At 57.1% G+C, this 24,340-nt stretch carries 18 protein-coding genes; 5 read left to right on the top strand and 13 right to left on the bottom strand.

Features of this window, described 5'->3' with window-relative positions; genetic code table 11:
• Nucleotides 1-32: 32 nt before the first annotated feature.
• The 3 genes from AB1L30_RS22940 to AB1L30_RS22930 all read right to left on the bottom strand — a co-directional run bounded on the left by AB1L30_RS22940 (nt 33) and on the right by AB1L30_RS22930 (nt 6,977).
• A complete protein-coding gene (locus tag AB1L30_RS22940) occupies nt 33-2,837 on the bottom strand; it encodes a hypothetical protein (protein ID WP_367016362.1) in 2,805 nt (934 codons plus the stop codon).
• A gap of 243 nt (nt 2,838-3,080) precedes the next feature.
• On the bottom strand, nt 3,081-4,163 hold the full coding sequence (locus AB1L30_RS22935) for an alpha/beta hydrolase (RefSeq protein WP_367016360.1): 1,083 nt from the start codon (nt 4,161-4,163) through the stop codon (nt 3,081-3,083).
• 93 nt (nt 4,164-4,256) lie between these two features.
• Nucleotides 4,257-6,977: a phosphoenolpyruvate carboxylase gene (locus AB1L30_RS22930; protein WP_367016358.1), complete on the bottom strand. Its 2,721-nt coding sequence runs from the start codon at nt 6,975-6,977 to the stop codon at nt 4,257-4,259.
• Between the two features lie 211 nt (nt 6,978-7,188).
• Here AB1L30_RS22930 and AB1L30_RS22925 point away from each other — a divergent pair, with 211 nt between their 5' ends.
• Complete coding sequence (locus AB1L30_RS22925; protein ID WP_367016356.1) at nt 7,189-7,410, top strand: hypothetical protein; 222 nt, start codon at nt 7,189-7,191, stop codon at nt 7,408-7,410.
• A gap of 71 nt (nt 7,411-7,481) precedes the next feature.
• Here AB1L30_RS22925 and AB1L30_RS22920 read toward each other — a convergent pair whose 3' ends face one another.
• The 7 genes from AB1L30_RS22920 to AB1L30_RS22890 all read right to left on the bottom strand — a co-directional run bounded on the left by AB1L30_RS22920 (nt 7,482) and on the right by AB1L30_RS22890 (nt 17,586).
• Nucleotides 7,482-8,669, bottom strand: coding sequence for a cytochrome c peroxidase (locus tag AB1L30_RS22920; RefSeq protein WP_367016354.1), 1,188 nt, complete (start codon nt 8,667-8,669; stop codon nt 7,482-7,484).
• 33 nt (nt 8,670-8,702) lie between these two features.
• On the bottom strand, nt 8,703-9,650 hold the full coding sequence (locus tag AB1L30_RS22915) for a DUF1559 domain-containing protein (RefSeq protein WP_367016352.1): 948 nt from the start codon (nt 9,648-9,650) through the stop codon (nt 8,703-8,705).
• Nucleotides 9,651-9,851: 201 nt separating this feature from the next.
• Nucleotides 9,852-12,797 carry a CHASE domain-containing protein gene (locus tag AB1L30_RS22910; protein ID WP_367016350.1) on the bottom strand — a complete coding sequence of 982 codons (2,946 nt, stop codon included), beginning with the start codon at nt 12,795-12,797 and terminating at the stop codon, nt 9,852-9,854.
• Between the two features lie 208 nt (nt 12,798-13,005).
• Nucleotides 13,006-13,746, bottom strand: a complete 741-nt coding sequence (locus AB1L30_RS22905) for an energy transducer TonB (protein ID WP_367016348.1) — start codon at nt 13,744-13,746, stop codon at nt 13,006-13,008.
• A gap of 70 nt (nt 13,747-13,816) precedes the next feature.
• Complete coding sequence (locus AB1L30_RS22900; RefSeq protein WP_367016346.1) at nt 13,817-14,020, bottom strand: hemin uptake protein HemP; 204 nt, start codon at nt 14,018-14,020, stop codon at nt 13,817-13,819.
• A 246-nt stretch (nt 14,021-14,266) separates the two neighbouring features.
• Complete coding sequence (locus AB1L30_RS22895) at nt 14,267-15,385, bottom strand: GTP-binding protein (protein WP_367016344.1); 1,119 nt, start codon at nt 15,383-15,385, stop codon at nt 14,267-14,269.
• A 206-nt stretch (nt 15,386-15,591) separates the two neighbouring features.
• Nucleotides 15,592-17,586, bottom strand: coding sequence for a PAS domain-containing methyl-accepting chemotaxis protein (locus tag AB1L30_RS22890; protein WP_367016342.1), 1,995 nt, complete (start codon nt 17,584-17,586; stop codon nt 15,592-15,594).
• An 883-nt stretch (nt 17,587-18,469) separates the two neighbouring features.
• Here AB1L30_RS22890 and AB1L30_RS22885 point away from each other — a divergent pair.
• Together AB1L30_RS22885 and AB1L30_RS22880 are read left to right on the top strand one after the other, a co-directional pair.
• Nucleotides 18,470-19,429, top strand: a complete 960-nt coding sequence (locus AB1L30_RS22885) for a DUF1559 domain-containing protein (RefSeq protein WP_367016340.1) — start codon at nt 18,470-18,472, stop codon at nt 19,427-19,429.
• A gap of 77 nt (nt 19,430-19,506) precedes the next feature.
• Nucleotides 19,507-19,956: a hypothetical protein gene (locus tag AB1L30_RS22880; protein ID WP_367016338.1), complete on the top strand. Its 450-nt coding sequence runs from the start codon at nt 19,507-19,509 to the stop codon at nt 19,954-19,956.
• A 149-nt stretch (nt 19,957-20,105) separates the two neighbouring features.
• On the opposite strand, the gene AB1L30_RS22875 is transcribed toward AB1L30_RS22880, so the two are convergent.
• The 3 genes from AB1L30_RS22875 to AB1L30_RS22865 form a co-directional block, all read right to left on the bottom strand.
• Nucleotides 20,106-20,360, bottom strand: coding sequence for a hypothetical protein (locus AB1L30_RS22875; RefSeq protein ID WP_367016336.1), 255 nt, complete (start codon nt 20,358-20,360; stop codon nt 20,106-20,108).
• Between the two features lie 169 nt (nt 20,361-20,529).
• Entirely contained in the window at nt 20,530-21,897 is a 1,368-nt protein-coding gene (locus AB1L30_RS22870) for a FecR family protein (protein WP_367016334.1), read from the bottom strand.
• Between the two features lie 80 nt (nt 21,898-21,977).
• On the bottom strand, nt 21,978-22,526 hold the full coding sequence (locus AB1L30_RS22865) for a sigma-70 family RNA polymerase sigma factor (RefSeq protein ID WP_367016332.1): 549 nt from the start codon (nt 22,524-22,526) through the stop codon (nt 21,978-21,980).
• 306 nt (nt 22,527-22,832) lie between these two features.
• Here AB1L30_RS22865 and AB1L30_RS22860 point away from each other — a divergent pair, with 306 nt between their 5' ends.
• Together AB1L30_RS22860 and AB1L30_RS22855 are read left to right on the top strand one after the other, a co-directional pair.
• Nucleotides 22,833-23,759, top strand: a complete 927-nt coding sequence (locus tag AB1L30_RS22860) for a DUF1559 domain-containing protein (protein ID WP_367016330.1) — start codon at nt 22,833-22,835, stop codon at nt 23,757-23,759.
• 83 nt (nt 23,760-23,842) lie between these two features.
• Nucleotides 23,843-24,265: a carboxypeptidase-like regulatory domain-containing protein gene (locus AB1L30_RS22855; RefSeq protein ID WP_367016328.1), complete on the top strand. Its 423-nt coding sequence runs from the start codon at nt 23,843-23,845 to the stop codon at nt 24,263-24,265.
• Nucleotides 24,266-24,340: the final 75 nt, after the last annotated feature.

The raw sequence follows: 24,340 nt of genomic DNA, 5'->3' as shown, positions 1-24,340 counted from the left end.
CGAGTGAACTGTCGAAAGCAACTGCCGAGGCACTAAACCTCTTGGTAGATGCCATCTTCGTCGATGACGGTGTCTTCATCGATCGCGAACAACGAGTCGATCGTGTTGTAGATCTCGTCGCCGAGACCTTCTACCTGCATCGTGCCGGTTGCTTCGTTGTTCTTGAAGAAGCTGTCGACAATCGCGAGGTCGCCACCGTTGAAGATTGCGCCCCCCTTCTCTCCAGCTTCGTTGCGGGCAAAGTACTCGTCGGTCATGCGAACATACCCACGACTGTTGACCGCACCACCTTGGATACCGGCGAAGTTGTCGACATAGCGATTCCCTTCCAGGATGGTCGTGCTGCCAGAACCGATCTGGATACCACCGCCGTACGTCGCGGCGTAGTTGTTCCGCAGGACCGAGTCGTACACTTCCAACGTGCCGACCGGGCCGGCGTTTTCAATCGCACCACCCACGCCCACGGTAAACGAATAGTTCTGCGGATTCATCCCCAGGGCCTGGTTGCCGGTGAAGGTCGAGTTCCGCACAACGGTCGTTCCACGGAAGTTGATCAACGCACCGGTGCTGACATCGGCGATGTTATCGATGAAGCGTGTATCGGTCACCGTCACGTTGCCAAAGTTGTTGTGCAAACCGGCGGTGAAGTTGGCCGTATTCCGCGAGAAGATCGAATCGTAGAAGTTGGCAGTTGAACCCGCCACGAAGACCGCACCACCACGGTTACCATCGTTCTCGATGAAGCGGGTGTCGTAGACATTCGTCGTGAGGTTTCCGCCCAGGAAAAGGCCACCAGCGTTGTTGTTCGACACGCCCCCCTGGAAAACCGAGTCGCTGATGTAAGCGTTCCCGTTTTGCAGCACGGCACCGCCGCCTCGGCTGGCGCCGAAGTTATCGATGAACCGCGAATAAGTCAGCTGGACCTGACCAGTAGCAAACAGACCGCCCCCTTCTTGCGACGCGGAGTTCTCCTGGAACCGCGTTCCATCGATGGTGATGCCGTTGCCGCTGAAGAAGATACCGCCGCCAGAGCGACCCGAGTTTCCACCAAAGATCGAATCGGTTACGACACCAGTTCCCCCGATGGCATAGACCGCCCCGCCCTGGTTCGGCGTGCTGTTGTCTTGGAACCTGCTGTCGTCGATGGTGAAGTTGCCACCATTGATAAAGACAGCCCCGGCGATTTCCTGGGTTGTGTTCCCTTCCAGTACCGAACCAGCAATCGTGATCGGTTGAGGTTCCATCATGGCGACCGCCCCACCTTGGATGAGAGCGGTGTTGTCCCGCAGCACACTGTCGAACAGTTGCAGTTCGCCCGAAACCATATTGATGGCACCGCCGCTCGAGTTCGACTGGTTACGGAGGAACTGCGAGTCCGAAACGATCAGACCGCCGCTTCCTCGGATTTCCAAGGCACCGCCCGAACCGCCGGTGACGTTGTCGGTAAACCTCGAGCCATTGATCTGCCCGGCGCCGGTGTTCACCAGGATAGCACCACCACGGAACTGTGAGGTGTTGTCGATGAAGCGGCTGTTTTCAACCAGGTAGCTGCCGCTGTTGAGCGTCATCGCACCACCTTCATTCGCATCGCTTCCTTGCACCAGAGAATCGTTCATCGTGAACGAAGCCCCGCCGATCATCATCACCGCGCCGCCAGAGTTCACAGCCGTGTTGTTGATCAAACGCGTCGAATCGATGTTGAATACCGAGTCGCGTCCCGAGACACCACCACCGACGCTGCTGGAGCTGTTGCTGTAGATCCGCGACTGCTCGACGTTGGTCGTGCTTCGCAAACCACGGATCGCTCCCCCTTCGGCCGTGGCGGTGTTGCCGTCGAAGTAGCTGTCGATGATCGTGCCGGTGTTCGACTCCACCGCGATCCCACCGCCATAGCGAGCGAAGTTGTCTTCGAAGTCGACATTGTCGATCGTCATCTGACCGCGGTACAGGAACGCACCACCGCCGGTACCGTTGGCAGCCGAGTTCCCGTCGAAGTTGCTGTTGGTCACGACGACGTCGGTCTGATTGGTCATCAGGCCACCACCAAACGCGCCGGAGGTGTTGTCGATGAAGTTCACCGAGTCGAGCACGATCGTGCTGTTGTTGGCGTTCATACCACCACCGTAGTTCGAGTGATTGCGCTCGAAGTTACTGTTGGTGATGGTCAACACGGTTCCGTTGTTTGCGGTCAGGCCGCCACCCGACGAACCGGTGTTGTCCAAGAAGTCGACATCGTTGATCGTTAGCGTGGCACCTGAGACGTAGATCCCGCCGCCACTGCTATGCAGGTTCGATCCGATCGCGTTGCCGTCGACGATTTCTAAACCATCCAGTACGACGCCCGCGTCAACAATCGTCAGCACGTTATGGGCGTTGTCGCTGTTATCGTCCAGCACGCCCAGATCGCCACTCAATGTCGTGACGAACACGTTGGTGTTGCGCTGCTCAGGGTTATTCAAGTTGGCGGAGTAACCACCTTTGATCGTCACGCCATCGACGACGATATAGGTCGAAAGCCGGCCCGTGCTGGTTCCGTTGGTCGGCGTGTAGACACCTTCCGCCACGCGAATTTCATCCGCGCCTTCGGTCAACGAAGCCTGCGACAACGCCGCTTCCAGCGTGGTGTAGGCATTGGTCCAATCGGAACCGTCGCCAGCGCCGGTCGCGTCGAGGTCGACGTACAAGATTCCGGCGGCGTCGAGCATCTGACGCTGTTCGACCGACTCGAACTTCATCCGCCGCTTCATCCGTTTTTGGGCCGCTTGCCGAGACTTGGCCGAGCGGCTCGATTTGCCATTGTCACATACCGACTTGAGAAGAGAGGTAAGACTCACCATGGGGCATTTCCTGGGATAGAGGAGTGATTTTTATTTCACCACAAAACACCGATAGGGGTAGAGCACTGCCGATCTTAAGAGGGGCATGTTCACACGACAACCAAAAATTCCAAAAATTAAATATCACTGTAAATTCAGTGAACAACTTGCGAGGCGGGCACGAAACTGTTAACGGAGAGATCGCTGCAAACATCTCAGGCATATCGAGTTGCAGCGCTGTTAGCAGCAAGTAACCGAGCGTGGTTACTTCAATAGAAAGGTCGCGATCGCCGGAACACGTAGCTCCCAATCGTCGGGAAAATGGTGCCCCCCAGGGTGAGTCTGGCTCTCGAACATCCACTTCGCGTTGCCACATTCGCGCGCCCATATATTGACCAGCGGGGCGTGCGGTTCTTGCTCGCCATGAATGAAGACGATCCGGGCCGCGCCCTTGGTCGTATCGAGCGACGGACGCCCCAGTTGCTGGATCATATTTCCGCCGGGCGACAGCGCGACGACGCCGGCGTACTTGTCGGCATGGGCCTCGGTCACCAGCATCGCGTGGAGTGCCCCTTGCGAGAATCCCAGCAGATAGATCTTCGACAGATCGACCACACCATCCAAGAGCTGCGAATGCACGATTGCCTGCAAGTCGCCGTGGGTGGTCTCGAACGAATCGAGCGACCACTGGAAGGTATCGCCGTGGGTCGGAAAGCTGCCTGGCACCACGATCGCCACGAACCCTTGCCGAGCCCATCGCTCCGCTTCGTCCAGATAATTCAGATGGGTATCGCCGTAGCCATGCAGCATCAAGATGACTGGCCAGCCTGCTGGAGGCTTGTCGGTTTCTGGTCGGACCGCGATCGGTTGGCCGACATGCTTTCGAGCCGCGACAAGATAGCGCGTTCGAATGATTTGCAAGTCGTTTTGGAAGTCGCTTCGTCGACGAATGCGGCCGAGCTCTTCGTCGGTGACCGCTGTGGGGAAGTCGTCGAAGCCGCGTTCCATCGCTTCGCGGAATGCCAGGACGGCATCGTCATGCTGGCCGGCCAGTTCGTAGTTACAGGCCAGTTGATACATCGGAAAGGCGAATTCTGGATCAGCATTCGAGGCGGCCAGATATTGCTCCTTGGCCGCGTCGTACATTCCCATCCCCTTCAGGGCGTCTCCCTTCTGCAGGTACTGATCAGCTTCGCTGCGTGTGGCAGAGACCTTGGCCGGCTGCCAATTGTTCAGCCATACCACAGGCCTGGGCGGCAACCGCGGAATCGAGAGATCGGCAGTGGGACCACAACCAATGGCGAGGGCGAACCATCCCCACAGATATAGGTGGCGAATGCGAAACATGATCGAACGGTGGATGGTGGGAAAAGGTCAGAGGCTAGGAACGTAAGTTTAACCCATCGAAATGAGATTCCTAGCGTTTCCCCCCGCCAGCCGTTAGCCGGTCGAGCGAAGACCGGCGGCAATCCCTTGAATCGTCAGACGAACCATCTGCGACAAACCATCCTGATCGTCTTCCGCTTCGGACGAACCGTTTTCGCGCGACTGCTTCATCAGTTGAATCTGAATCAGGTTGAGAGGATCGACATAAGGGTTACGGCTGCGAATGCTGCGATTCAACCAACCGATCTTCTCGAGCAGTTCGTGCTGCTGGCGAATCAAACAGATCGCACCGCAGGTCAAGCGATACTCTTGATCGATCAGCGCCCAGATGCTGTCGGTCGCGACGCCAGCCAGTTCGGCGTAGTCGCGGGCGATGTCCATGTCAGCCTTGGCCAGCGCCAATTCGGCGTTGTCGATGATGGCCTGGAAAACGGGCCACTCTTGATACATCTCTTGCAGCGGTTCCCAGTTCCCTTCATGGGCATCGACGAATGAACGGATACCGGTTCCCATGCCATACCAGGCCGGCAGCAGCTGCCGCGACTGGGTCCAAGCGAAAGTCCACGGAATAGCACGCAGGTCTTTGAGCGACCTTCGTTGCCGTCGACGTGCCGGCCGCGAACCGATCGGCAGGCTTTCGATCTCGCTGATCGGCGTGGCCTGATCGAAGTACTTCAGGAAGTCGTCGTGCGAAACGAGCTCGCGATACTTGGTAAGTGCCGCGTGCGACATCGACTCGGTCATTTCCTTCCAGTTATCCATTTCGTCGGAAGGGGTCGACGCACTGACCAGCAGCGTGGCGTTGGTCAGCTGTTCCAGGTGACGGTGCGCGATCACGGCGTTGTCGTACCGTTCGGCCAGCACTTCACCTTGTTCGGTCAGTCGCAGCTTGCCATCCACGGCTTGCGGTGGCAACGACTGAATACCACGAGCAGCCGGACCGCCGCCACGACCAAGACTACCACCACGACCGTGGAAGATCGTCATTTCGATATGGTGCTTGGCGGCCACTTCCGCCAGACGTTCTTGAGCCTGGTGCAGCTTCCAGGAAGCGGTGAGGTAACCACCATCCTTCGTGCTGTCGGAATAGCCGACCATGATCATCTGTTCCAGCCGTGGCTGCTGCGACAAGTAATCGCGATAAACCGGCTGCTTCAGCATCGCCTCGAAGATGATCGGAGCACGCTCCAAGTCGTCGATCGTTTCAAACAGTGGCGAGATCGGCAGGTAAGGTCGCGGCTTGCCCGGGTACTTTTGATTCCAGACATAGTTCCACAGCCACAGCACAGCGATCACGTCGGTTGGCTGGTGAGTCATACTGATCACGTAGCCACCAAACGGACGCAGCCCGCCGCGAGCCATCGTATCGGCCAAGACACCAAACGTGGCCAGCACTTCCTGCGTCATCTCGCTGAGCTTCGCGGTATCGATCGCCGGGACCTGTTTCAGGTCGGCCAGCTTCTTCAGCCATTCCGATTCTTCGATCTCCTGCTCGGCCGGCAGGTCGGCGAACAAGATTTCGCGGAGGGCATTGCGATGGATTTCCGAATCCTGGCGAATGTCAAGCGAGAAGAAGTGGAAGCCAAACGTCAGCAGGCGATCTTTCCACGGGTCGAGGTAACGCTCGACCACACGGCGGCCACCATATTCGAGCATGCTGTCCCGCAGCAGTTCGACCTCTTCGGTCAGCTCGTCCGGCTGGTGATAGGCGACATGCTCGTCCCCTTCGACAAAGACCTGCCCCAGCGAAGCTTCGAGACGGAACTCGATCATCTTCAGGAAGCGGCGATAGACTTCGCTTGGCGAGATCTCTTCCAGGCGGTTTCGCAGTTCTTCCCAGCTTTCGGTCGCCTTGGTCAGGCGCTCGCGAATTTCGCCGGTGACTTCCACCTGGCGATCGGACGTAACGAGCGTCTTCTTGAGTTCGCGGCAATAGGCGAGGTGACGTTCCAGGGCGGTCTTCCGCAGCAGTCCCAAAGTCGTTTCGGTAACCTTGGCCGTGACGAACGGATGACCGTCGCGATCGCCACCGATCCAACTGCCGAACGTCAGGAACGGTTTGATTTCAAATTGATGGTGCGGGAAGTACCGCGCCAATGCCTTTCGCATCTCGCGATAGATCTGCGGAGCGACGTCCCACAGGGCTTCGGCGAAGAAGAGCCCTCGTTCCACTTCGCCCATCACGCCGGGACGCTGCGGACGGAGAGAGTCGGTCTGCCATAGCAGCGTCAGGTCGCTCAATGCGGCATCGAAGTCTTCGTCGGTCGGTTCGACTTCCAGGAATGGCAAATGGTCGCGTAGCCGACGCAGAAGTTCCCGCGTGGTACGACGCTTCGCTTCGCTCGGATGAGCGGTGAACACCGGCGTGATCGCCAGACGATCAAGCCAATCTTGCATCTTGGCAGCGCTGCAGTCACTTTCAGCCAACTGACGAACCGCGTCGGCAATCGATTCGCTGCGAGGCAAACCTTCCGCTTCGGCCTCGTCGGCACGCAGGTCAAGGATCCGCACCCGGTGGTAATCTTCGGCCAGGTTGGCCAGGTCGAAATAGAGGCTCAGCCAGCGAATCACGCTACGGAGTTGCTGCTTCGGAATACGTCCGATCTCGGCGAGCAGGCGTTCTTCGGCGTCTGGCAAACCGGCCCGACGCTCTAACGACATGCGACGAATACGGCCCATCGTTTCGGCCAGCGCGTCGCCAACTTGCTCTCGCACGACCTGATCGAGAAGTTCGACCAACAAGTTCAGGCCCGGTACGTGTTCTTCGTGATACATGGCAGATGCCGCCCTTCTACTTCGATGTCTAATCTTCGCCTCGGTAAATAGGTTACCTCGAAGGGAGGGAAGTTCGTAGGGGCCGTTTGACAATCCAGAGGCAATTCAGGCCCCCCCTTGCCGTGCTAATTCGAACAACAATGGCACGCAAAGTGCACCTAAATGATTACCTAATTCCGAGCCTCATTCCGTCTAAAACAGGAGACGAGCCATGAGTAATCACTGGGGACTTTGCAAAAACTGTAAGTGGTGGCAGATCGAACCCGATGCCAGCGTGACCGACCAAACGGCCGGCTTCTGCATCGAAGAAGACCTGCAGCCGTTCAATCTACGAATCACCGGCAATGGCGGCTGTAACAGCTATGTCCACGGCGAACCAGCCCGGGCCGAGGGTTCCAGTGCGAAACCACCCGAAGCGGCTCCGCAACGTTAACAGCCTTCTCCGGCGAATTTGATTCATCCGACCAGAACTCGTTTGCTTCGAGTTCTGGCGTCGCAATTGGCTCAAGGTGCTGGATGCAGCCCTGGCAGTTCCGGCGGACGGACTCGCAGCTTGGGTTCTTCTAACGAACCGAGAAACGCGGCGAGATCAGCGAGATCTTGCTTGTTCAAACCCAACGGTTTGAGCAGCGGCGACTTCGCGGGAAAGAGTTCGTCGTCTTGCTGGTGCTCTTTCCGCTTGATGGTCGGCATACCGGCGTTGTACATGTTTAGCACGCCTGGCAGATGGAAAAGACCATTGTGCATCAGCGGCTGCGTCGCAGTCACATCGCGAAGTGGCGGCGTGCGGAAGCGACCGACATCTTCGGCCAGGCCGGTGATGTTGTACCGGCCGAGGTCTTCGTACTTGCGGCCATAATAACTGAGCCCCACTTCGTGGAACTCGCCGTCGCTGAAGATCGGCCCATGGTGGCAATTCATGCAGCGTGCTTCCCGGCGAAACAAGTCCATCCCTCGAATCGCCGAGTCGGACATCGCGTCCTGCTTGCCTTTCAGAAACGCATCGAACCGAGTTCGACCATTGACGGCGGTTCGTTCGAAGCAGGCAATCGCCTGACCAACGCGTTCTAACGTGACTTCTTCATCACCAAACGCTTCGCCAAACATCTTCTGGTAGGGCGTGATTGCCGAGACGGTCTCGACCACGTGATCGCGGCTCGAGTGCATTTCGTCTGGATTCAGCAGCACGGCAACCGCTTGCTCTTCCAGCGTTCCGGCGCGGCCATCCCAGAAAAAGTTCTGCTGGTGGGCAGCGAAACGGGTCGTGGGGGCATTTCGAGCCAGCATCTTTCGCGAGTGGCCGAAGCTGGTCGTGCGACCATCTGACCAAGCCAGGTCCGGGTCGTGACACGAAGCACACGCCATCTGCCCGGTGCCAGAGATTCGAGGATCAAAGAACAACGCTTTGCCGAGTGCTTCTTTCGCGTCGCTGTGCGGATTTTCAGGTGGATGCACGACCTCGGGCAGCAGCCCGATCTCTTTCCACTTCACCCCTTCATCGACATGCGGTGCAGGCCACTTGTCGGCCGGCTGCGAGTAAACGGTCCGCAAACCTTCGGCCCGAGCTTGCCGCTGAAGCTCGGACTGTTCCGGCCGAACGGTTCGTTTGGCCGTGGCCGTTCCTTCCTGGGCAAGCAGAGGCTGGCTAAGAAAGAACGAGACAACCGCACAAAGGGGAATCAATCGAAACATGGTGGGGCGTTCGCTGGGAGGGAGAGCTTAAATCTAGTTCTGGCTGACGACTTCAGCACCATTGATGGTCAGCATGGCACAGACCACATCGCAACTTGTCGTTTCCGAAACGAATCGAACCGAGCCATCGAGCATCGCGACATTCGCTCCGGAGGGATGAAACGCGTAGATACCGTAATAGTTGCCACCGTTGATCATCTTCGTGCCTGGGTCGTCGAAGCGATCGATCGGATCGGCCTGCGTTTCGTCGAAGGTAAAGCCCTTCATCTTCGTAATGTTGGTATCGGCCCAGCTGCAAAGAATGACGTATTCCTTGGTGGGACTGCTGGCTTGCCCACTTCCAGGAACCATCTTGCCGTTGTACCAAACCTGAGGGCGACCGGCACATTCAACGATGGCTACCGAGTTCGAGGTTCCGTCGGTGATGTCGCGCATCCGACGTCCCTTTTCATTCAGCTTCGACGAACCACCAAAGAAGCCCGAAGCTCCTTCTGGCTCTGGATATGAAACATACGCCCATTGATTCGACCAAGGACCGCTGGAGCCCGCATAGTCGGCGGCGATTGATGGCCAGCCATCGGTGCCGGCCTTGAACTTGGGATGCGGCAGCGGACCGCCCGGCGTGCTCGGGCAAAGCATGTACGAAACCGGATACTGAACGGCTTCTTTGTTTTCTACGTCGATGTTCTTCTTGGTGAAGTCGTAAAGATCCGCCAGAGCTGACTGTTCCATGTAAGGAAGAATCTGGGCACCCCAATAGTGCCGTACCGCTCCATCGGAAATGGCCTTCGGAAAACAACCTTGGGCCGCATGGAAGTTTTGGAAACCGAGACCAATCTGACGCAGATTATTCGAGCACTGCATCCGGCGAGCGGCTTCTCGGGCTTGTTGCACAGCGGGGAGAAGCAAGGCGATCAACATGCCAATGATGGCAATCACCACCAAGAGCTCGACCAGGGTAAAACCGCGACGGCGAGACATAGTTCAAACCTTCGACATTCAGGGGGCAAAATGACATGTCTGGAAGGCTGGCAGAAGGCTTGCCCTAAGAGAGACACGATCTCAATAAGCAGGCATTTAGCTTACTAACTGCCTGCCGGAGGCGTCTACAACGCGGCAGAGCGTGCTGGCACCACCTTATTTAGCGGCACCGCCTGGAAGCGAGTGTCCGGCGTGCCCCGATTAGATTTCGATCGGTTCTTTTGCCGCCGGATGGAAACGCTGGATCGTTTCGATCAGTCGATGACGGTCGATCGGCTTGGTGGTGTAGGCGGTGCAGCCGGCGTCGAGGCACTTTTGCAAATCGCCTGCCATGGCGTGGGCGGTCAGGGCCACGATTGGCATCTGACACCCTTTCTCGCGCAGCCGAATTGCCGATTCATAACCATCCATCACCGGCATCTGCATGTCGGTCAGCAGCACGTCGAAGGGTGGCGGCGAGCGAAGTTCGCCGTCGACGGTTCCGTCGACGGTAAGCTGTTCGATCGCAAGCTTTCCATTCTCGACCGTAAAGACCTCGGCCCCTGCCTTCCGCAGATGGAACGAAATCAAACGGACGTTATCGGGACCATCTTCCGCCAACAGGACCCGCATTCCTTGGAGAGCCGTCGAGTTGATCTTCTTGCTCTTATTCTTGGCGACCTCTTCGTCCGCATTGTTCTGACCGCGAGCCATCGAAGGGGTGATCCATTGATCGTCTGGCACATCGTCGACCATGAGCGACAAGCAGAAGACACTGCCGACGCCAGGTTCTGAAGTCACGGTGATGTCGCCATCCATCATTTCGGCCAGACGCTTGCTGATTCGCAGCCCCAGCCCGGTACCACCGAAGCGCCGCGCGGTCGAGTTGTCGGCTTGGACGAAGGCTTGGAACAACTTGCCGATCTGTTCGTCGGTCATACCGATGCCAGAGTCTTCGACCGACAAGCGAATGGTCTTGTCCGACTTCGCATAGCTGACACGCAGGCGAACGCGGCCGATCTCGGTAAACTTGATCGCGTTGCCAACCAGGTTCACCAGGATCTGGCGAAGTCGAATCGGATCGCTGTGGACGATCATCGGAATCTTCGTCTCGAAGATCGTGTTGAGCGTGAGCCCCTTAGCGGTCGCTTTGACTTCCATCAGGTCCATCACTTCGCGAACGAGCACATCGATTCGCATCGGGACCGTCTCGAAAGTCATCATGCCTGCTTCGATCTTCGACAGGTCGAGAATGTCGTTAATGATGGTCAACAGGTGCTCGCCATTGCGGCGGATCGTGCTGATATATTCGCCGGTCTCCGTGTTCGCATCGCGATCGCGTTGATGATCGGCCAGCAGGTCGGTGTAACCGAGGATCGCCGTCATTGGCGTGCGGATTTCGTGGCTCATGTTTGCCAGGAATTCGCTCTTACTACGGTTCGCTTCTTCCGCCTTGATGCGAGCTTCGCGGAGATCTTCTTCGGCACGACGCTGTTCGGTGACATCGCGTAACACGGTCAATATTTGAATGGTTTCTTCTTCACTGGTCGTGTTGAGTGCCACCACCGAGTGCAATTCGATTCGACGCCACGTACCACGTAGCCCCATCATCTCGAATTCGATGCAGGATGGTTTACTGATCAATGCATCGCACAAACCTTGAACGACGTCAACTCGCGAGTTCCAGGCGACCTGATCCAACAGCGACATACCACGAATCTGTTCCGCCGACTTCGCTTCCCACAGCGAGAGCGCGGCCGGGTTGCTGTCGATCACGTTGCCATGCTCGTCTAGCACGACCACGCCGATCGGCACCCCGTTGAAGATTGTTGTAAAGCGGCGAACCCCGTTCTCGGCTTCTTCCTTGGCCGCCTTCAAGTCGGTGGTCATCGACTCGGCCATTTGAATTGCCCGCAGACGGGCCGCACTCATGTTCCAGGTCATGATCACCAGCAACAAGGTCACAATACCACCAACCGCCACCGTAATCGCGGGTCGCATGAAGATTCCGCTGGTGTCGAAACTCGGATTGCTGCGAATCAGCACTGTCCAGTGTCGACCACCGAAACTGAGGTAATAGCTTTTCTCGAACAACGCCATGTATTGGTCGGCGTTGGCATGGTGGTCTTCAAATTGATAGCCATGCTCCACAAACAAACGGGCGTTTGGATCGTCGACCGCGCGATCGTCGAAGACTTCGATATCGATCTTGCCGTCGCCTGACCAGACAATCCCATCGAGGGCCAATTCCGACGTGATCGGCATATAGACCCAGCCTTTGAAGGCCTTCTGCCGCTCTTCGGGCGTTCGCAGCGGCTTGCCTTGCTCGTAGACGGCCAGATAGTAAAGAAAGCCGTTCTGATCGAGGTTATCTTGAACCAGGTCAATCTTGGCGGACAAGGTTGGCAAGCCGGAACTCTTTGCCTTCACGGCGGCGGCGCGGCGATTCGCTTCGGATCCGACATCTAACCCCCAGGCCTGACGATTGAGGGCCAATGGTTCAATATGACAGATGACCAGGTAGTCGCTGGTGTTTTGTAACGAACCCGCCGAGCGGATCGTGAAATCGCCTCCCAGGTTCTCGTGAGCCCATTCCAGAAACGGCCCCACCTCATCCTTCTGGACCTGACGGATAAACCCCTGGCCCATCGCCCCTGGAAAACAGGCGACCGGATCGACCACTTTGCAGTAGTCGCGGAACTCGGACAGGGTTAGCACTTCGCTCGCTTCGTGCAGTCCGCGTAAAGCCTTGAGCCCATGTTCAAACTCGGTCATACGACGTGTGACGTCGATCTTCACACGTTCGGCCAGGCCGTCGAATTCATACTCGGCCTGACGATGGGCTTCGCGAGCGAGCCAAACCGCGACAATCGAGGTGAGCCCGACCCCCAGAATCACGATCAAGAAGATCGGCCGCATGACGTCGCGCATGCTGCTTTCGACGGGAGTGGCTTCTTCGCGTGGCGGATTTCTCCAGAGCGAGAGCACACGCAAGATGATATAGGGCGCAATGATCAAGGCACTCGACGCCATGTCCAGGACACGCGATGCGTAATCCGGCAGGCTTGGGATCACCTCCGGAAGTAGAAATTGAGTGACGATATCTGCCGCGATCACCACCAAAACCAGTTCGATGACGATTCGCAACAGAACCTTGTTGCATTGCATTGGATGCCCTTGCTAAACCGATAAAGACCGCACTGCGGCCCGAAGCAAGTAAACCTGCTGATCATGTGCAAGATCGCACACAGTTAAAGAAGTTGCCGGGTTTCGGGTACTGATTCGTGCGTGGAACGGAGGCCCGTAATCCAGTCAGAAAGACAATAGGTTCTGCGCCGGTTATGCTGACAGAGGTATGGTGCAAACCCGCAGCAACTTACCGTGAAAACCGCACCGGCAAGTACCGCACCACCGCTACAGGCTGCCCTCCGACGGTGGCCGGAAGCCCTTTCCAGCGACGAACGGCCTCGACGGCTGCGTCGTCTAAGATGGTGTAGCCGCTGCTCTTGGCGACGATCGCTTCGCTGACGCGGCCATCGAGCGCGATGGTCAGCCGCAGCAAGACTTCCCCCTTCCAGCCGTTACGTTTTGCTTCGGCCGGATAGTCGGGCGGAGGATTCATCGAGAAGTCAGGCGGCGTCTTCTTCACGTTGCCGACGGGGATCGGAACGGCAGACGCCAGCGAGGCGACTTTGATCGGTCGAGACTGCCGTGGAACCGGCTGCGTGCTTGGTTTGGGTGGATCGGGCTGACGCTGAAATTGCCGTCGATTGGCCAGCCGGGCCTGGGGGGTCTGTTGCAACTCGGCGACCACAATCTCAGCCTCTTTGCGGGTCGGCTTCAGATCGAGCGACTGCCGAGCGACAAGGGCTTCCGCCGCGACTTCGACCGTCGTTTCGGTCGCGTCCATCTCGCTGGTGACGATGTTAACCGGTTGTGGCTCACTCAAGGGTACCGGCGGAGCGAACGTCGCTGCGATGGTGACTGCTTTCGATTCGCCGGCGAACTCCATCCGCTGCAAGACGGCTGCCCGTTGCCAGACCATCAAGCCGACCAGCAGCATATGCACGCTGATCGAGATCGGAATGGCAAATTGAGCAGTCGCAAGTCGTTGCATGGAAAATTACTTTGCCACGACCGCGAAGTGCGGGGGCACGCCCGAAGCGAGCCCCATTTCCGCAGGAGCCCTATTTGGTTAGGTAAAGACGTCCGTTGGACGTGGCCTTCAAACAGTAGAGCGTTCCGCCGTGGTCGATCCAGACCTGTCGCTGACCTTTCAGCAATTCCTTCGATGCAATCGGAGACTCTTGCTCAGCGGTCACTGCTTCGCGACGTACCAATGGTCGGGTGGGGACTTCGGCAACGCTCACGCCATCATAGCTACGATGCATGGTGATGAACACTTCTGCTAAAGGAATCGGATGAACACCCCTTCAGGCGTTCAAAGAATTTCGAGCGGACCCGGATTCCCCAAAAATGTGCGGGAAAACGGGTCGCACCCCCTCTATGCAAGTGGCGCGCCGGCCTCGAATCCCCTCGTTTTGCCTTCCAATCGGCGAAAATATGTCGCTCAGGCAAACAATCGTGTCGCGCCAAGCGACATTCGCTCGATCCCACTTCCAGCAGACCAAACCCCGCTAGCTGCTGGCATTCGAGAACCGATGGGTTGGCACCGGGCGACCTGGGCGGAAGCTTTGCGTTTGATGAAATTCGACCGTGATTCCCATCCGCTCGACCAGCTGATTGACGATCGCCTGGACGTCGTCGCGAAGCGTTTCCGGATCGACTGCGACCCGGGCGTTAACCACCACGTTCGCTTCCTTGGTGGTGCAGTTGGAAGGCAACGAAAGAACGGTTGGCGTATCGCTGCTCACCAGGTTCGCGACACCATAAGCACCTTCCCATAGGCCAATTGTTTTCAAGTGAGCGGTCTCGGCACCGTCGCTCGCCAGGCGTTCCCGCAGACCTTCCACGATCCCCAATAGCACGTCGTCCAAGGCGAATGGCTCGCCGCTGGTCATCTGCATGCTGCTGTTCAGCCAGCCCAGTTCCGCCTCGCCTTCCGCGTAGACATCGTAGTCGAGGTCGAGGATCTTCTGCCCGAATGCGCCGCGCTGCTCGAACATCTGGATCAGGCCATCCATCCCTTCGCCGGTCTTGGCCGACAATCGGAGCAGCGGCGTTTCCGGGGCGAACTTGGCCAGCAGATCGGACAGTTCCGAAATTTGTTCCGGGCTCAGCTCGTCGATGCGATTGATGATCAAGAAGTCGGCCTCTTCCAACTGCTTCTCGAAGATGTAAGCCGCTTTGGGCGAGAACCCCATGTTGGCTTCCTTCCGCAAGATCCGTAGCCCATGCGAAGGCTTCAAGATCACGCCATACGGTGCGACATCGAACTCGGCATCGAACAGCTTCATCAGCGGCTGCACGACAGTCGCCACCAGGTCGGTACAACTGCCGACCGGTTCGGCGATGACAACATCAGGACGCTGATCGGCCGACAGCGTTTCGACGGTCGAAGTCAGTTCGTTGAAGTTGCAGCAGAAGCAAGCGCCGGCGACTTCCCCCACCCGCAAGCCTTGCGAACGCAACAGATTCGTATCGACCAGGTCGGCAGCCTGATCGTTGGTGATCACTCCCACCTTCAGACCCTGGTCCTGATAGGTTTGGGCCAGTCGACCGATCGTGGTCGTTTTGCCAGCCCCCAAAAAACCACCAATCATGACGAAACGGATTTTGGGAGTATCGGAAGCCATAGATACGTTCCTGAGGGGATGCAGAAGTCTCAATCATTCAAACAATGATTAGAATAACCATCCTCCGGCCACGCTTCAACCAAGCGTCTTGCCACCAAAGGCACCCCCAAGAATCGGCGAAAGGGGCCTCCGTCTTCGCGACGGGCCCCTGCCACCCAAAGGCCGAACTCTTGGATTCGGCCCTTCCCATAGCTTGGTTCGGCTGATTAGCCGTGCATGTCGAAGCTTTCGACCAGGTCTCGCAACGACTTGGCCTGGGCACCGAGTTCTTCGGCACTGGCAGCCATTTCTTCGCTGGAAGCGGTCGACTGTTCGGTGACCGAAGCGACCTGCTGGATCGTATCGAACACTTCCTGCGACATGCTCATCTGCTCGTCGGTCGAAGCGGCGATTTCAGCGATCTTGGCCGAAGTCGTTTCGACAGCGGCGACGATCCTTTCCAGGGCATTGCCGGCCTGCGAACTCAGTTCGACACCGTTAGCAACACGAGCGGTCGATTCTTTAATCAAGGCCGAAACGTCCTTGGCGGCGTCGCTGGCACGTTCCGCCAACTTGCGAACTTCGTCGGCGACGACCGCGAAGCCAAGACCATGCTCACCGGCACGGGCCGCTTCGATCGCAGCGTTCAAGGCCAACAGGTTGGTCTGGCTGGCGATTTCGCTGATCACCTGGATGATATCGCCGATCTGTTCCGAAGAAGCCTTGATCAGATCCATCGCTTCGCCGCTCTTGATCACCGCCTGGCCACCTTCGATGGCGATCTGGCTGGTCTGACCGGCAAGGCGATCGGTTTCATTCGCACGGTCGCGAACACCTTGGATCGAACGAGTCAGCTCTTGAGCCGAAGCGCTGATTTCTTCGACTGCGGCACTTTGGGTCTGGGCACCTTCAGCAACCGACTGCGAGCCTTCGGCGACCGTGGCGGCACTTTCGCTGAACTGGTTGGCACTTTCCATGACGTTGACAATCAGGTTGGCCATGTCCATTCGCATCTGGACCTGCTTGGTCACGTCGGTGGCGTACTTCACCACTTTGTAAGGCTTGCCGTTGAGATCGAAGATCGGGTTGTAGCTGGCCTGAATCCAGATCTCGCGGCCACCCTTGGCCAGTCGCTTGTATTGGCCGGCGTCGAATTCACCACGGTTGAGCTTCGCCCAAAATTCGCGATACTCGGCGCTTGCTGCGTAGTCGTTTTCGACAAACATCGAGTGATGACGACCTTGAATGTCCTTCAGGCTGTAACCGAGGGCATTCAGAAAGTTATCGTTGGCCGAGATGATCGTGCCATCGAGGCTGAATTCGATGATTGCCTGCGACTTGCTGATCGCGTCCAACTGGCCAGACGTATCCGCGATCCGCATCTTCGAGGCGGTCACGTCGGTGGCGTACTTCACAACCTTGAATGGCTTGCCATTCAGGTCGAGGATCGGGTTGTACGAAGCTTGAATCCAAACTTCCTTGCCACCCTTACCAATCCGCTTGTACTCGGCGGTATCGAATTCACCGCGATTCAGCTTTTCCCAGAAACGCTTGTATTCTGGGCTGCGAGCGTAATCTGGCTCGACAAAGATCTGGTGATGCTGGCCCTTGATTTCGCCCAGGGTATAACCCATGGTCGTCAGGAAGTTGTGGTTGGCGGAGATGATCGTCCCGTCCATGTTGAACTCGATCACGGCCTGAGCCTTGTTGATCGCGGCGATCTGACCACCGGTATCGGCGGCTTGCATTTTCTGCTGGGTCACGTCGGAGGCGTACTTCACAACCTTGATGGTCTTGCCATCTTCGTCCAGGATGGGATTGTACGAAGCCTGAATCCAGATTTCCTTGCCACCCTTGCCGATTCGCTTATACATGCCGGTCGAAAAACGACCATGGTTCAGGTGATCCCAGAATTCGCGGTATTCGATCGAACGGGCTTCGGTTGGATCGACAAACATGCGGTGATGTTGGCCTTGGATTTCCGCCAAGGTATAACCCATCGCGTTGAGGAAGTTTTCGTTGGCCGTGATAATCGTGCCATCAGGATTGAACTCGATGACGGCCTGCGACTTGTTGATCGCTTCGTTCTCGGCCTTCAGCACGGCGATTTCGCGCCGCAATTCCGCTTCGGCCTGGTTCGCACGTGGTGTCGACGCTTTCTTGCGCGTGGACGAAGTCGTAGTCTTCTTGGGAGCCTCAAGCGTTGCACCAGCGGTTGGCATGATTCGTTCTCCTGCCCTTTTGCGAATATCTGAGTTGATTTGGATCTTGATCGACGCTGATACGCCCGCTTTGGTTTTTCGCGGTGGTCGCTTTGGCGTCTGAGCTATCTACGTTGCTGCTAATCGAAGTCAAATGATCGCTCGGCCTGAGTTGGTCGAGTTTCTCCTTTCAGATATCCGTGACTTGCTACGGGAACTTCCATCGCTGTAACGACTTAAATCCACTTCTGAGGCACCCACCTTCCCCCCTTAAATGACTTGGCAACGACGCGTTCGAATTGCGGGAAACCCGGTCAAAATCCTCCCTGTAAAGACATGCCAAAAGAGTTAGCTGGCTAACTGTCCCGTAAGCCCTGGGACAAGGCCCCTCAAAGAGCCTCAATTTCCATATGTCATGTTCTATTTCCGCGCGCATAATTCGACCGCTAGCTGGTCGTCCGACGAGCAAAACAGAGCTCAATCTCGAGTTGTCCGCCCTACTCAAGTCGCGTCGGTCACCGACATAAAACGGGAAATCCGGTGGTTTTACGTTGGCATACCTGCCGGTAAACGACCCTTCTAAGAGCGATTACCTACCCCGAAATGCGTATCAAAAAAAGGGTGGTCACAAACAGAGCACCCTACTTTTATGCGAATGGCAGCTTCGCTAACCGGCAATCTATCGGGACGCCGATTCCTTTACACTTAGATGGCACCGGAAAAGAACAGCAACGGTTCTCAAAAATTAAACGTCGCTTCTCATTCACTTTCTGAAAAAGTACAGGAAAATCTCTTTTACAAGATTGACTTTCGTAGGCCCCTTTATTGACGGATCCCTTCTCAAAAAGTCCGTCGCTCATCCCAATCTCATCGTTTTGCCGCATAGCGGTGAAAGGCATTACTCATGAAGTCGCTTCGCATTGGAAAAGGCTCCTATACCCGCCAACACCGTGGTTTCACCCTCGTCGAACTGCTGGTGGTGATTGCCATCATCGGTGTTTTGATCGCCTTGTTGCTACCTGCCGTGCAACAGGCTCGTGAAGCTGCTCGTCGCACCCAGTGTGTGAACAACCTGAAGAACATCGGCCTCGCGCTGCACAACTATCACGACACCTTCCAGAAGCTGCCTTACCTCGGGTTCGACAACTGGAACGGCGACATGATCTCGGTCTTCGGCCGTCTGTTGCCATTCGTCGAGCAGCCAGCCATGTACGACACGCTCGATTTCAACGTGCGTGCCAACGGTGGTAACAACCGCCTGTACCGCACCACGCCGCTGGACATCTACAGTTGCCCTTCGGAACAGGTCACCCTGGGCGAAACGACCACCGACTTGAACTGGTCGCACCAGCGCTACAGCTACGCGGTTTGCGTGGGTAACACCAACTATCGTCAGGAAAACGCCAACAACTGGGACGGTCTGTGGACTTACAACAACGGTGGTTCAGCCTTCCAGATGGGCACCAAGATCCATGGCCTGGGTTCGGTTACCGACGGTACCAGCAACACCGTGATGGTTTCGGAAGTTCCGATGAACCAGAACACCAGCGGCTGGCAGGGCATGTACGCTGCCGGCATCTACGCATCGGGTGCTGGTTTCACCGGTTACCTGACACCCAACACCAAGGCTTCGGTCGACGGTGGTCGCCGCTGCTGGAACCCAGACGATTACCTCCAGAAGATTCCTTGCCATAACAATGGCGACAACTGGGGAACCGCCACGTTCGCCGCTTTCAGCATGCACCCAGGTGGTGTGAACGCCAGCAACTTCGACGGTTCGGTTAGCTTCGTGCCTGAAACGATCGACATCTGGGCCTGGCGTGCACGCACGTCGACTCAAGGTGGCGAAGTTATCGGCCTGTAACGTCCTCCGCGATTGGGTCATGGCATGCTCTTTCGCATCGCCATGACTTCGCTCGCGATAGTCGGAGTACCCTCATCATGAAATCGCTACGCTTAGGTGCCTTTGGTGCGGCCGTCACCACGCTTTCTCTTCTGTCTTTGCTGACCGGTTGCGGTCCTGACGACGGACTACTGCATGTCAGTGGCACCGTGACCCTGGATGGCCAGCCGATCGAGAATGGGTCGATCTCGTTCATGCCGGTTAACGGCGGAAGCATGGGTGGAGGCCTGATCGAAAATGGTCAGATCGATGCCCGCTCGGCTCCGGGTGAAATGGCTGTTCAGATCCACGCGCACAAGACAGTCCAGGTTAAGAATCCCACGCAGGAACAAATCGAACGTGGTCTGACCGAAGAAACGGTTTCGATCCTGCCGGCTCCATACAATCAGCAGTCGAAGCTGCGAATCAATGTCGATTCGAGCAACCATCATTTCGACTTCGACCTGAAGAAAGATGGCTCGATCCCGGAAGGTATGGGCATCCGATAGTTCACTTCTCATGACGATGAGATGGGGGTGGCGAACCTGGCAGGGGTCGCCGCCCCTTTTTTCTGCGCGCAGTCGCCACCTGAAGTTTGCAGACGCAAGGTTGCCACAAGAAACTAGGTGGCGAGAGGTGGGCAAATGCAGGCGAGAACTCAGACAGGAAATCGTGTCTGGCGTTCGATGCGGCGAGGATGAAAGCTGGCCCAACTCATGCTCAGCAGCATGTCGACGCCAGCTCCGACGAAGAACCCGCCAATGATCAGCTTCGCCGGATTCTCCAGCAGTTGGCCTCCGGTCATGTACGTGGCGACCAGAACCAATGCAACCAACATCGCGACCAAGTGACCGCCGCGTCCCAATGCAGTTCGTACTGCTTCTTCCCATTCACCGATATTGAAAATAGCCATCGCTCTGTACCTTATCGACGTGTGCTCCCGGGAGAGCACGGATTGAAACCAGGCCATCAATGCCTTGAATTCGGTTTCCTGCCGGTCAATAAGATCATCGAGCAAGCCGCCGCCGCGTTGCGTGAAAAAAAGAGATTCCGCGAAGATTGCCAGGTGGCGGAGGTAACCCCTACGAAGCAGCTTCCTGCTCGTCGGCTATCGGTGGTGGGTCGCCGGGGGACGTGATCGACATCTCGTCGACGATCAGCCCGAGGTCGCGATGCTGGGTCGAGACAATCACTTTGAAGATCACCAGTCCTGGTCGCGGCGGATTGATCGGCGACTGGGCGTAGCCAATCTTCGGGTCTTTGATCGTCCGTCGAAATTCAGACAACGGAATGTCGACCGTGTGCCAGCCAGCTTCCTTCATCTTGCCGTAGTTGCGAATGATGTACTCGTAGGTAACATCCGACTGTTTGAAGCTCGGATCGCGGGTCAACAGGATCATTTGGATCCAGCCTGCTCGCTCGGTGAAAAACCGCATCTGCAGCCGTGACTCGTCGTTGACCATGCATAGCCCGCGACTCCAGCGGTTGTACGATTCCACCTCGTACCACGTGACCGCAGGGTCCCAAAAGCTGGGACGTTGTTCGGCCCGAGCTCCTCCCTTCGAGCCTTCCGGCAAAGGTTGATCGAGCCAGATGCCTTTGATCCATTCACGAGGCAGGCCGTTCTCGAAGTCCACCTTCCACGTGTTACCGACTGGACTGCGGGGACGGCTCGACAAAGGCACCTTCCGCGAGACAACGGTCTTTTCGCCGGCTGCCACGTCAACCGTGCTGCTATCGCCTGTCCGTGCCACGCGGACCTTACCTTCCAGCACGTCGACATCGGTGCGTTGCGGCGAGACTTGAATCGCCAGAACCGTCCCCAGAACGTCGGTAATCGAATGGAGCGTGATGATTTGCAGTGGGTGTCCTTCCGGCTGGGGAGCAACATCGGCCACCACGTTTCCCTGGAATACCTCGACCTCTTTGCCAGCCCCTTGGCGGCAACTGATTTCGGTCTGATCGAAGATTTGAATTGAAGTGCCGTCGGCGAAGAGCAGCGTCGCAAAGCTGCCGATGTCGCGCGAGGCAATGTGCTGATTGTCGTACAGCAGATCGCCATGACGCAGTTGGCGTTCGCTTCCATCTGGGTTGAGCAAGACGATCTGTCCCTCCAAGTCGGCGACGCGAACGACGTACGGGGGCTGCCAACTCGCCCAGGCGATCGCGGCCACCACTGCCACACTGGCCGCCAACGCCAGCCACGATAACGTCGAGAGTCGCCAGATCTGTGAAGCAGGTTTCGGCTCGGCCACCACGGTGGCATGCTCGGCAATGGTGAGGGCCTGAAGCGCCGTGTCGTGGAAGATGGCCAGCGCGCGGTCGTCTCCCTCGAGAAGCGCCATCAGAGCGACCATTTCGTACTCGTCGAGTTGGCCATCGTGATAGCGAACGATCAGCTCGAGCAGATCGTCGTCTGGCAAGTCGGAAGATTGGGCAGCATCGTTCATCGCAACAGCTTAGCCCCTGATAGTGGCCGGCACGGGAGACATGCCAGTCCATGGGTGTTTGTCGGTATTATATCCGCGAATCACGACGTTTCTCCCTGTAAAGCCACTTCGACGCATTTTCTCAGCTGGCTATGGGTGCGGGAAAGTCGTTTGTAGACGGCATCGAGCGTCGTACCGATTCGCGTCGCCACTTCGCCACAGCTCAACCCTTCGCCATATCGCAGGCGAATCATCTCGCGTTGCCGCGGCGGGACCGTTTTTAAGCAGTTCCGCAGGGCATCTTGGCGTTCTTTCAGCCCCTGGGAGTCTTCGTCCGAAATGGTCCAGATCCGATCCATCACACCGGCATCCATCACCTGCGACTTGCCACGTTGCCGCAGAAAGTCGACCGCCAAGTTCTTGGCGGTCGTTCGCGACCAGGCCATTAAGTGACCTTCGTCGGTGAACTGATCGTGCTGCTTCAGGGCTCGCAAGACGACCTCTTGGAAAATGTCTTCGACCGTCTGCGATTCGCGCACGATCGACCAGATAGGAACCGTCAATCGAATTCGCGCCTCGAGCAGGCATCGTACTACGTCACTCTCGACCATCAAAAACCATTTCGCATCAATGCTGCTGGATATCTTCAAGCGGAAAATCGTGGTGTTTGTTATTGGATGAATACCAACCACAGGAACCCTAGCTCGAAGTTCTCTGACAGAACGCACCCAGCCCGTCCCCCATATCAACGGCTTTGGCGCGAAATCCTGACATATGGGGACCAACTTTCTGCGCATCTAATGCATTTTTGTCCTCAGAAAATAATTTTCCTGATTTCCCTGTCAGGAAATCGCCCGTCGCACGTTAAGGGAGATTGGAGTGCCTCTGAACCAGGGGCAGCCCCGCTTTCTTATCCATAGTCCTTTCGGTTTCCCCATCATTCTGAGGTACTCGCCATGAAACGTTCTTGGAGGCCCCGCGGCTTCACGCTCGTTGAACTTCTTGTTGTGATCGCGATCATCGGAGTTCTGATCGCCCTGCTTCTGCCCGCCGTACAACAGGCTCGTGAAGCGGCCCGTCGTATGTCGTGCAGCAATCAGTTGAAGCAGGTCGGTATCGCCCTGCACAACTATCACGACACCTTCCTGACATTGCCGCCCGGGCTGGTGACCAGCAACCAGGTGTGCTGGCTGACGCAGATTCTGCCCCAGATCGAGCAGTCTGCCTTGTACGACCGCATTGGCGCCGTCGGGGCGTTCGACGAACCATGGGAAGATGTTCCCGAGATGGTTTCGACGGGTAACCCACCGCTCGCCAAGACGGTTCTGCAGGGCTACATCTGTCCGTCCGATTCGAGCCGTGGCAACGGTTTGAACATGCGTCTGGGCGGCACCGGTGGCAACAACTTCGGCAAGTCCAACTACATCGGCATCTACAGCGCGTACTACAACGCCAGCGATCCGGTTGCCACCAACGGCGCCGGCGGTACCGATCGCGACGCCACGTTCTACGACAACTCGTCGACCCAGTTCAGCGACATCACCGATGGTCTGAGCAACACGATCATCGTCGCCGAACGTGCCGAACGTCCATCCAACGGCCCGACCGGTTCGTTGTGGATCGGCTATCACAACGATTACGGCGGCGCCATCAGCGGCAGCATCGCCCAGTTCCAGGTTCGTCTCCGCATGGAACGTTCTTCGAACGACACCGACTACGTCATCAACGGCAACACCACTTATAACCCCAGCAGCAATCACCCAGGCGGAGCTCAGTTCCTGCGTGGCGACGCGAGCGTTGTCATGCTGAAAGAGACCATTCCGCTTCGCGTTCAAGCTGCCTTGGGCACGATCGATGGTGGCGAAGTGATCGGCGAGTACTAATCGTCGCCATCTTCCGGGGCCGATTTCCTCGTGGAATCGGCCCTTTTTCTTGTTAATTCTGGATTTCCCCACGAGTCAATTCCATGAAATATGCCCCCGCGCTTCTTCAACGTTTTTTCATTTTGCCATTGGCGGCACTCGCGCTGATGACCCTGGCCGGCTGCGGTTCCGGCTCTGGCCTGGCATCGGTCTCCGGCACAGTGACCCTCGATGGTAGCCCGCTACCCGACGCGCTCGTTTCGTTCTATCCGGAAGAAGGTCGTTTTTCGTCCGGTACGACCGATTCCAGTGGCCACTATGTGCTGGACTATACGGCCGACGAACAAGGGGCGGTCGTTGGTAAGCACACCGTAAAGATCACCGTCGCCACTGTCCAAGGTGAAGGGGGCCCGGCCCGGCCTCCCAAAGAGAAAATTCCGCCTCGCTACAACGAAAAGTCCGATCTGACCGTCGAAGTGAAACCTGGCGCCAATGACGATATGAACTTCGATCTGCAATCGAAGTAAGTCCCGCACACTGCTGCCGATCTCCCTCATCCAAGCCGCCGATAGCCTTCCCCGCTATTGGCGGCTCTTTTCTTT

Source organism: Bremerella sp. JC817 (assembly GCF_040718835.1).
Taxonomy (GTDB): domain Bacteria; phylum Planctomycetota; class Planctomycetia; order Pirellulales; family Pirellulaceae; genus Bremerella.
This window is presented reverse-complemented; position numbering and strand designations above follow the sequence as displayed.